The organism is Stappia sp. P2PMeth1 (assembly GCF_900185735.1).
In the GTDB taxonomy this organism is placed as follows: Bacteria; Pseudomonadota; Alphaproteobacteria; order Rhizobiales; family Stappiaceae; genus Stappia.
In genome coordinates, this window is the sequence record NZ_FYAW01000051.1 from 1 (window position 1) to 8,541 (window position 8,541).

The 8,541-nt window shown below is 60.2% G+C and carries 12 protein-coding genes and 1 pseudogene; 7 read left to right on the top strand and 6 right to left on the bottom strand.

What is annotated here, in order from left to right; all coding sequences use genetic code 11:
• Positions 1-180: 180 nt before the first annotated feature.
• The 3 genes from P2PM1_RS23655 to P2PM1_RS23665 all read left to right on the top strand — a co-directional run bounded on the left by P2PM1_RS23655 (position 181) and on the right by P2PM1_RS23665 (position 2,625).
• Complete coding sequence (locus tag P2PM1_RS23655; protein WP_186400786.1) at positions 181-1,218, top strand: IS110 family transposase; 1,038 nt, start codon at positions 181-183, stop codon at positions 1,216-1,218.
• A gap of 594 nt (positions 1,219-1,812) precedes the next feature.
• A complete protein-coding gene (locus P2PM1_RS23660) occupies positions 1,813-2,277 on the top strand; it encodes a thermonuclease family protein (RefSeq protein ID WP_244301614.1) in 465 nt (154 codons plus the stop codon).
• Between the two features lie 84 nt (positions 2,278-2,361).
• Positions 2,362-2,625, top strand: coding sequence for a WGR domain-containing protein (locus P2PM1_RS23665; RefSeq protein ID WP_186400787.1), 264 nt, complete (start codon positions 2,362-2,364; stop codon positions 2,623-2,625).
• 131 nt (positions 2,626-2,756) lie between these two features.
• On the opposite strand, the gene P2PM1_RS23670 is transcribed toward P2PM1_RS23665, so the two are convergent.
• The 6 genes and pseudogenes from P2PM1_RS23670 to P2PM1_RS23695 all read right to left on the bottom strand — a co-directional run.
• Entirely contained in the window at positions 2,757-2,921 is a 165-nt protein-coding gene (locus P2PM1_RS23670) for a hypothetical protein (protein WP_186400788.1), read from the bottom strand.
• Between the two features lie 341 nt (positions 2,922-3,262).
• Positions 3,263-3,577, bottom strand: coding sequence for a DUF736 domain-containing protein (locus P2PM1_RS23675; RefSeq protein WP_186400789.1), 315 nt, complete (start codon positions 3,575-3,577; stop codon positions 3,263-3,265).
• A 723-nt stretch (positions 3,578-4,300) separates the two neighbouring features.
• On the bottom strand, positions 4,301-4,714 hold the full coding sequence (locus P2PM1_RS23680) for a hypothetical protein (RefSeq protein ID WP_186400790.1): 414 nt from the start codon (positions 4,712-4,714) through the stop codon (positions 4,301-4,303).
• Entirely contained in the window at positions 4,711-4,980 is a 270-nt protein-coding gene (locus tag P2PM1_RS23685; RefSeq protein ID WP_186400791.1) for a type II toxin-antitoxin system prevent-host-death family antitoxin, read from the bottom strand. Before P2PM1_RS23685 ends, P2PM1_RS23680 begins: the two co-directional genes overlap by 4 nt.
• 119 nt (positions 4,981-5,099) lie before the next feature.
• The gene (locus P2PM1_RS23690; RefSeq protein ID WP_186400789.1) at positions 5,100-5,414 is read right to left on the bottom strand and encodes a DUF736 domain-containing protein; all 315 of its coding nucleotides are present in this window, start codon (positions 5,412-5,414) and stop codon (positions 5,100-5,102) included.
• Between the two features lie 414 nt (positions 5,415-5,828).
• Positions 5,829-6,524, bottom strand: a pseudogene (locus P2PM1_RS23695) (ArdC family protein); the annotation flags it as partial.
• A 403-nt stretch (positions 6,525-6,927) separates the two neighbouring features.
• Here P2PM1_RS23695 and P2PM1_RS25855 point away from each other — a divergent pair.
• The 4 genes from P2PM1_RS25855 (at position 6,928) to P2PM1_RS23715 (ending at position 8,430) form a co-directional block, all read left to right on the top strand.
• Positions 6,928-7,311, top strand: coding sequence for a DNA-binding domain-containing protein (locus P2PM1_RS25855; protein ID WP_371637052.1), 384 nt, complete (start codon positions 6,928-6,930; stop codon positions 7,309-7,311).
• Between the two features lie 6 nt (positions 7,312-7,317).
• The gene (locus P2PM1_RS23705) at positions 7,318-7,746 is read left to right on the top strand and encodes a transposase (RefSeq protein ID WP_208985404.1); all 429 of its coding nucleotides are present in this window, start codon (positions 7,318-7,320) and stop codon (positions 7,744-7,746) included.
• A complete protein-coding gene (gene tnpB, locus P2PM1_RS23710; protein ID WP_186400794.1) occupies positions 7,743-8,090 on the top strand; it encodes an IS66 family insertion sequence element accessory protein TnpB in 348 nt (115 codons plus the stop codon). The genes P2PM1_RS23705 and tnpB overlap by 4 nt, the downstream gene beginning before the upstream one ends.
• A gap of 79 nt (positions 8,091-8,169) precedes the next feature.
• Entirely contained in the window at positions 8,170-8,430 is a 261-nt protein-coding gene (locus P2PM1_RS23715) for a hypothetical protein (protein WP_186400795.1), read from the top strand.
• Positions 8,431-8,541: the final 111 nt, after the last annotated feature.

Consider the following 8,541-nt stretch of genomic DNA (forward strand, 5'->3'; position numbering starts at 1 on the left):
GCCCGGACTCCTGCTCCTTCAATATCGCGATGATCTGTTCTTCGTTGAACCTGCTGCGCTTCATGCGTCCGCCCTCTGTTGCGGCGGACTCTACCAAAATCTGGAGGAGATCTAGGGGCTCAGGTCATCAGCGCCAGCATCTGCTAGCCTGCTGCCGAGCCCCAACCGTAGGAGCCCGACATGCGAAAAGTAGTAGGACTGGACATCTCACTGACCAAGACTTCGGTCTGCGTCCTTGAACTGGACGGCACTATCATCTGGCAAGGAAAGGTCGATAGCGAACCTGGTCCGATCATCGCGAAGCTGGCCGCTTGGCAGAACGACATCGACAAGGTCGGCTTGGAAGCGTGCCCCTTATCAGAGTGGCTGCACGGACATCTAACAAACGCTGGCTTCACAGCAGTTTGCGTCGAGACGAACCATGCTCAACGGTTTCTCTCCACTCGCCCGGTCAAGACCGACAGAAATGACGCTCGCGGCCTCGCCGAGATGATGCGTATCGGGCACTATCGCGCGGTCCATGTGAAATCTGTTGAAGCGCAAATGGTGCGAACCGCCATTCAGGCACGGGGGCAAATCGTGTCGGCCTTGCTTCAAATGCAGGGCACGATTCGCGGGCTCCTGCGAATGCACGGCCTGAAAATGGGAACCACACATCGCTGCAGATTCTCTGACCGTGTACGAGAACTGATCGCCCAGAAGCCTGCTTTGGAGGTCGCTATCGAGCCACTTCTTCGATCCTCTGAGCAGCTCGCGACCGAACGGAAGGAAATGGACAACATGCTCCAGCGCGCTGCGCGACGTGACGACGTCTGCCTGCGATTGATGACGATACCGGGAGTGGGACCGATCACCAGTCTTGCTTACCGTGCAACGGTGGACGACCCCTTCCGCATCTCATCGTCGAAATCGGTCGGAGCGCTTTTTGGACTAACACCGCGGATATATCAGTCTGGCGAGATTGATCGAACAGGGAGGATCAGCCGAGCTGGCGACAGCATGATGCGCCACCTCCTTTATGAGGCTGCAGCGGCATTGATGAACCGGATTGGCAAGCAATCACGGCTTCGGTCCTGGGGCATGGCGATCGCCCGGCGCCGCGGATTCAAAAGGGCTACCGTTGCGGTCGCACGAAAACTGGCGGTGATCATGCACCGCATTTGGATATCCGGGAGCCGGTTCGAGCCGGGGAATGAGGTGCAGCTACCAGCCGCGTAGGCTGGCGGACTTCGTGCTCTCATCCCCGCGCTAGACCACAACCTGGACGACGGGACAGCCAGTCCGCGACGATCCCAGCGGCCCATCATTGATGTGAACCGCGCCCACGCGAGATTGGACGGCTGACCCTCGTAGCCCATCTTGGGGCCGCGCTTAGCGACGGACCCCGTACAGAAGAGAGATCCAGGGTGCGGTTGAAAAGTCAATCGGCAAACGAACTGCAACTTTCGAGCTTACGATCATGATCTAAAGATTGACTCAGCACTACCGATTACAGAAGAGGATCGTCACCCGCATGGGCTGAAACCGCGTCAGCGGGTTCGGTGAGCGCAGCGAATAGAGCCGTGCCCCGGAGGGGTCTCGCCCAAACATTCTTCTTCCGGAAGCAGGAATATTCACGAAGCCTGGAAGCAGATCGTAACCCACCATCCGCTACAATTGCGCCGCAGTCAGAAGGAGGCATCGAATCATTTGAACGGAAACGTCCGCATCAAGGGCGGCGGGAAGAAACGAATCCCGTATTATGACAGGAAAAGATCAGCCAGACCTGCCAGAAACTACCGAAGCAGCCGCACGAATGGGCGCGGCTTTAATTTGAAATGGACCTGGACGATTATCGTCCTCATTGCTGCAGGGATATATGCCGCGCACCTTTATCAGGAAGGTGGCCCGCCCACACTTGCCGCCGACATCGCCCGGCCCGACATGCTGCGCGTGACGTTTTCCTTCTGTGGCGAGGGCCGCCGTGTCACATGCATCGTCGATGGCGACACATTCTGGCTCTCAGGAGAAAGGATCCGGATCGCCGATATCGACACACCGGAGATCAACCCGCCGCGCTGCGAGCAAGAACGCCTCAAAGGTGAGGCCGCCAAGCACCGGCTGCGCGAGCTTCTGAACGCCGGGCCGTTCTCGCTCGTCGCGGGAACACGCGACAAAGATCAGTATGGTCGCAAACTCCGCACCGTGCTGCGCGACGGGCGCTCGATTGGTGAGATGCTGGTGGGCGAGGGTTTGGCGCGTCGGTGGGATGGCGCGCGGCGGAACTGGTGCGGTTGAGACATCACGGCAATGAATCGGTCGAGCCGGTTCGATTCAGGAAAGTTGTTTGACGCCGATTCCGCCAGAGGCGAGACTCCTTCTATGGAAAAGGAAGACGCGGGCCCGGTTCATCTGCGACGCATCGACCCGACGCAGAACATGCGTCGGTTTTATACGCTCGCGATCCAGCCGACCCTGTTCGGCGGCGCGTCGGTCATCCGCAACTGGGGCCGCATCGGAACCAACGGCCAGTCGATGATGGAGACCTTCGACAATGAGGACGCCGCCGCGGCCGCCTTACTACGTCTCGAACGCGCCAAGCGGCGGCGGGGCTATAGCGCGGCCGGTACGGCCCGGAACACCTGACTTCGATCACAGCCATAGGCAGAGCGTCTATTCCGCGCAGCAGCGGCAGAAGCAAGAACGCGGCCGATCCGTACCATCGGTTCGTCGTGCTTGCACGACAGGCTGTTGGCGCCCTTGGGCGCAAAGCCGCCCTAGAAGGGCGGCGCGCTGTCGACGGCACCTGCCTGCTCGGTCCAGATCGCCTCGCGCTCGGCAAGCGCCATCGCAAGCGCATCCTCGATCCAGCGGCGCTCGTCCCGATAAACGGCATTCCGCAGCTCGGCGCGCAATTCCTCGATGTGCTGATCGATCGACATTGGTCATCTCCGTCATTGTTTGTGAAAGACGGTGACCGCGGTCATGACGGAGTGGAGGGGTCAGGGATCGCGGCACGCGACCGGCGGAGCCGGCGAGTGGGGGAGCCGAATTTCTGACCCGGGCCGGAGGTCGGGGCTGAAATTTGGGGGAGCAGCTCGTCCTTGAGGCCTTCGAGCCGTCATGGCATCCTCGGACGTACTGAGCAGACTGTTCCACAACGGTTCGACTTGACGCCAGAAACCACCTCGCCTCGGGCTCGAGGTTGGAGTTTGACCTGTGATCTCCGCCCCGAGCGCAGAAATGGCCCCGCCTGGTGGCGGGGCCGATTGTGCCGGAAACCTCAGTCCCGGTTCGGCCGGGACCAGATCAGCTGGAGGTCTTCCTCGCCCTCCACCTCGATCAGGGTGGCGTAGATGGGAGCCGGGAAGCTCGGATCGTCCAGCTTGACCGAGAGGTAGTCGCGCTCGCTTTCCCTGGCAGTCTTCTGCCACGCTGCCCCAAGCTCCACGTTGCCCGCAGCGAAAATCCTGAAGTGCGGGCCCTTGTCGGAGGGGTTCTCGACCCGCGCGATGCGCGCCTTGACATTGAGGTTGAGGGTCTTGATCGTGCCGGTGAAGCCGTTGGCGGTGCTGGTGAAGGTGCCGATGGTAGCCATGATAATGTTCCTTTTCGTTTCATCCGGGCCGCGCCCTTCGCGGCCTCGATAGCAGTCGAAAGACCGGAGACGATCGGACCGCACCTCGAAGAGGCCGCAATGCAATGGAGGGCGGCCGGAAGCGGCTTTCTTGGACCGCGAGGAATGGCGGCGCCTCGGGGTCCCCACTTGGCTTGCCGAGTGGGGTGGGGTCCGGCAGGGGAAGAAAGTCGCAGGAGGCCGTTGCGGGAGAACGATCGAGGCGAAGCCGGTTTCAGGTCAGACATGCCAAATCGAGCCGCAGAAAGGGCTGCCCAGATTCTAAGGCGAAAGGATGGGAATGAGTCATCCGTCGGGACGCGGCATTGGAAACATCGCGATTCTCACCGCAATCGACCTGACCAATGTCAGGGCTACTGCATGGCTCGCCACACATCCGACGACAGGCTCGCGCCCGGGTACGCCATTTGCTGGATACGGGAGATTGGTGCGATCAGCTGTGGTGGAGCTAGCAAGCTGTCCGACCCCGCGGGGCAGGCGCGATCAAACTGCCGTACGTGGCGAGCTCGCAACCAGACAAATCTCGATGGGAGAGCCTCATCCAGCAGGCACCACGAGCCTGAAGACTGGAAAGAGGACGACAGGAATGATCTGGCACGCAGGTTGTTCGTGCTGTCGGGTCAGGGGCGCTTCACCAGAGGCATTGCACGCATGGAACCGCCAAAGGAAAGACGACAACCCATCTCACCGGTTGCGGCTGACACCGCGCAGCGATTGGCGTCGTGCGATGAACTCACGCACGAGCGGCAGGAAAAATGCCTTGCTGAAGCGGCCCATGGGCGGCTGTGGTTCGAGATAATATGACTGCCCGATGATGTCGGTATTGTACTCGTCAAGGATCAACCAGAGAGGAAGATCCGCATCAAGGCCGGCCCGTCGCTTTTCGGTTGCCGGGATCTCTGCCGCAAAGCGGGCCGGTTCCGGCTGTTTCGTCGTGATCGGAAACAGGAGGAGGAGATCGCCATCCGACCGCTTAATCCTGATCCCAACCGCAACGGGCCTGTTCTTTCGGCCTTCGGTTTCACCGTGGCCGGCCTCGCGAACCCACAGATAGGGGTAGCGGACAATGCTCGCGGTCTGGATGTCGTCGAAGCTCACGACCGGCCGCCTTCATTATCATCGGCATAGGCCTCGATCGCTTCGGCCATTTCATCGAGAAGCGCGTCGGGCATAGTTTCGAGCGTACCCACCATCCTCGTATCGGCCTGGCGGCGCATGCGTTCGTAATCTTCGATATTGAGGATCACCAGGCGCGGCTTGTTGCGTTGGGTGATCGTCACCGGGCGGCGCAGCGCCTCGGCGATAATGTCGCCTGACTTTCGGGAGAAGTCGCTGGTCGTGAACGTGCTGTTTGATCCGGACATTGGAAACTCCAGCTTGCTGTGATAGTCGCTATATACAGCATTGATGTATTTGATGCAATGACTGCCCCCGCCGCAAAAAATGGCCCCGCCTGGTGGCGGGGCCGATTGTGCCGGAAACCTCAGTCCCGGTTCGGCCGGGACCAGATCAGCTGGAGGTCTTCCTCGCCCTCCACCTCGATCAGGGTGGCGTAGATGGGAGCCGGGAAGCTCGGATCGTCCAGCTTGACCGAGAGGTAGTCGCGCTCGCTTTCCCTGGCAGTCTTCTGCCACGCTGCCCCAAGCTCCACGTTGCCCGCAGCGAAAATCCTGAAGTGCGGGCCCTTGTCGGAGGGGTTCTCGACCCGCGCGATGCGCGCCTTGACATTGAGGTTGAGGGTCTTGATCGTGCCGGTGAAGCCGTTGGCGGTGCTGGTGAAGGTGCCGATGGTAGCCATGATAATGTTCCTTTTCGTTTCATCCGGGCCGCGCCCTTCGCGGCCTCGATAGCAGTCGAAAGACCGGAGACGATCGGACCGCACCTCGAAGAGGCCGCAATGCAATGGAGGGCGGCCGGAAGCGGCTTTCTTGGACCGCGAGGAATGGCGGCGCCTCGGGGTCCCCACTTGGCTTGCCGAGTGGGGTGGGGTCCGGCAGGGGAAGAAAGTCGCAGGAGGCCGTTGCGGGAGAACGATCGAGGCGAAGCCGGTTTCAGGTCAGACATGCCAAATCGAGCCGCAGAAAGGGCCGGCCACGCGTTCGAGGAAAAGACACACCGTCATGGTATTCGCATACTCGCCCTGAGCACCCCGGTGCAATCCGCCTCGAAGCCAGCAGCCGGGCCGCCTTATTTCGGCCGCCTTGGATAAACATCAGGCCACCTCGCGCTCGTCAGACGCGGCCGGCTGCAACGCGTGGAGGAAATTGACGGCCCGCTGTGCATGGGCGGCAGCTTGGAAGATGGCGCGCTTGTCATCGCCCAGCACCTTCAGCCAACTCCCGACATAGGCCGCGTGGTCCGGCCGCGGCTCGAGCTCGGGAACGATGTCGAGATCGGCACAAAGGAGCGCGGACCCGATCTCGGCACATAATTCTTCCCGCGCGCGTTCGGTTCGGTCCTTGCTATATCGGCTGAGATCGCGGCCGACACGATCGGCCTTCGCCGTCCAGTGGATATGCTCGTGACTGAGGATCGCGGCGTAGGAAGCAGCATCCCGGAACGTCTCAAAAGGCGGCATCTGGATATGGTCGCTGGACGGCGCATAAAATGCCCGTGAACCGCCATGACGAAGGTCCGCCCCGGCATTGGCGAAGAACCGGTCGGCGCTTTCGATCCGTTCAAGAGGATCGGTCACCGGATCAGGCCTTTGATAATAGTGCGCTGGCAGACCTTCGATCTGCTCGACGTTGAACACGCCGTATGTGCGCAGGAATGGAATATCCCGCTCAACCTCGGCACCACGCGCATCAGTTTCGGTTTTGGTGAAGCGACTGGCATAGATGACGGTGCTGCTGGTTTCGCCCTTCCTGACATGGGCGCCGAGTTCGCTTGCCTGCCTGAAGGTCATCCTGTCGATTTATGTTTGAAACCGAGACTCGCGCATTGAGTGTTTTCAATGATTTGCGTGAGACTGAAGTGTAATGCATTACACTTCAAATGAGACGCCAATGAGATTTTATTACACTCCAAATGGGATTGATCGACCGATCGATCGACCATAATGTCGCCGTATGATTTCATCCCCAGAAGCCCCCGGTGATGGTGACCGACATGCCGACGATGTAAGTCCGGAAGAGTTTCTTCGATATCTGCTCCGCGGCAGTGATGGGAAAGTGACAGCTGAGGTAGTCGCGGCTGCGCGTGATGAGTATGGGATCCCGCGTTCGACGCTGTTTCGGCTCGTTGCGAGGTTTAGAAAGACACAACGCACTTCAAGCCTCAAACCTAGAAAACGCGGCACGCAAGAAGGAATGGTTAGGCTGGATCCCAGAACCGAGCGCATTATCGCCGAACAAGTGGAGGGCTTCTGGCTCAAAAAGGAAAAGCCGAGCTTCGCCGCACTGATGCGGCGCATTGGGGAAGTATGCCTCACAGAGGGGCTATCACCTCCACATCGTAGCACTGTGCAGCGTAGAGTGTCGGAACTGATCCCGCTTGTAGCGGCCCGCAAGCGCGGGGAGCGCGAGATCGAAGCCGCCTCGACACCGAGCCCTGGCCAGCTTTCTGTCGCAAAGCCGAATGCCCTTTGGCAGATCGATCATACTATTGTCGATGTCGTCGTTGTCGATGAACAATATCGCCAACCCATCGGAGGTAACCGGCCGGGTAGGACCGCCTTTCGGGGCGTGTGCTGACGTGTAATGACCGTCGTTATTGGCGTCGTTTTTGACGTCAGCAACGTGAGTGTCGGGAACTGCATGCGCTACGAGGTGATCACAGGGGTTGAGCGCCGGCGCCGCTGGCCGGACGAGGAGAAGCTTACAATCCTCGGCGAGGTCGGCGTTGATGGTGAGACCGTCGCTAGTGTCGCGCGCCGACACGATATCACCCGACAGCATATTTATCAGTGGCGAACCGAGATGCGCCGCAAAGGGCTGATCAGTGATCGGAATGGTCTTCTGGTGCCGGTCGAGGTTGCCGAAGATGCTGTTTCCGGCACAAGCGATGCTCATTCCGGTTCGGTCGACCTCATCGAAGTGGTTCTCACCAACGGACGCAGTATTCGGGCGTCGACGAGGCTGAGTGATACGCAGTGGATCCGGCTGATCCGGATTGCCGAGGCGGCATGATTGGGCCGGGTACGGGCGTGCGAGTCTATCTGGCCTGCGGGGTGACCGACATGAGGAAGGGCATCGCCGGCCTTGCTGCGATCGTGCAGGACCAACTGCGGCAAAAACCTGCCAGTGGATCCGTCTTTGCCTTTCGCGGTCGCCGCGGCGACAGGGTCAAGATCCTCTATTTTGACGGCCAGGGGTACTGCCTCTATTACAAGATCCTCGAGAAGGGGCGCTTTCCTTGGCCATCCGCCGCCGATGGCACGGCGCGTCTGACCTCGGCGCAACTGGCCATGTTGTGGGAGGGGATCGATTGGCGCCGACCCAACTGGGGCACGCCGCCCGAGCGGTTTTCCTGATCGTTGCGGCGGATTATCTCACTGTTTTTGCATGATGATTCTGGTGCTAACTGCCGGATTCTGATAGGGTTCGTTTATCATGACGAGCCCTGCCGAACACCTGCCTGACGATCTCGATGCGTTGCGCGCGATCATCGCTGCACAGGCCAGTCAGATCGAGGAGCTCTCCCGATCCAACCGCGCCTACGAGGCGCTGGTCGACGCTCTTCGGGTCCAGATCGTGCGGCTCAAGAAGCAGAAGTTCGGCACCTCCTCGGAGAAAGTGGCTCGCAATATCGAACAGCTCGAGCTGGCCCTCGAAGGACTGGAGGTTGCCAGAGCCGCTGACCTGAGCCCCTAGATCTCCTCCAGATTTTGGTAGAGTCCGCCGCAACAGAGGGCGGACGCATGAAGCGCAGCAGGTTCAACGAAGAACAGATCATCGCGATATTGAAGGAGCAGGAGTCCGGGC

Coding starts and splice junctions, on each gene's coding strand:
- P2PM1_RS23655 (WP_186400786.1), top strand. CDS start 181: ATGCGAAAAGTAGTAGGACTGGACATCTCACTGACCAAGACTTCGGTC.
- P2PM1_RS23665 (WP_186400787.1), top strand. CDS start 2,362: ATGGAAAAGGAAGACGCGGGCCCGGTTCATCTGCGACGCATCGACCCG.
- P2PM1_RS23670 (WP_186400788.1), bottom strand. CDS start 2,921: ATGTCGATCGATCAGCACATCGAGGAATTGCGCGCCGAGCTGCGGAAT.
- P2PM1_RS23675 (WP_186400789.1), bottom strand. CDS start 3,577: ATGGCTACCATCGGCACCTTCACCAGCACCGCCAACGGCTTCACCGGC.
- P2PM1_RS23685 (WP_186400791.1), bottom strand. CDS start 4,980: ATGTCCGGATCAAACAGCACGTTCACGACCAGCGACTTCTCCCGAAAG.
- P2PM1_RS23690 (WP_186400789.1), bottom strand. CDS start 5,414: ATGGCTACCATCGGCACCTTCACCAGCACCGCCAACGGCTTCACCGGC.
- P2PM1_RS25855 (WP_371637052.1), top strand. CDS start 6,928: ATGGTTAGGCTGGATCCCAGAACCGAGCGCATTATCGCCGAACAAGTG.
- P2PM1_RS23705 (WP_208985404.1), top strand. CDS start 7,318: ATGACCGTCGTTATTGGCGTCGTTTTTGACGTCAGCAACGTGAGTGTC.
- tnpB (WP_186400794.1), top strand. CDS start 7,743: ATGATTGGGCCGGGTACGGGCGTGCGAGTCTATCTGGCCTGCGGGGTG.
- P2PM1_RS23715 (WP_186400795.1), top strand. CDS start 8,170: ATGACGAGCCCTGCCGAACACCTGCCTGACGATCTCGATGCGTTGCGC.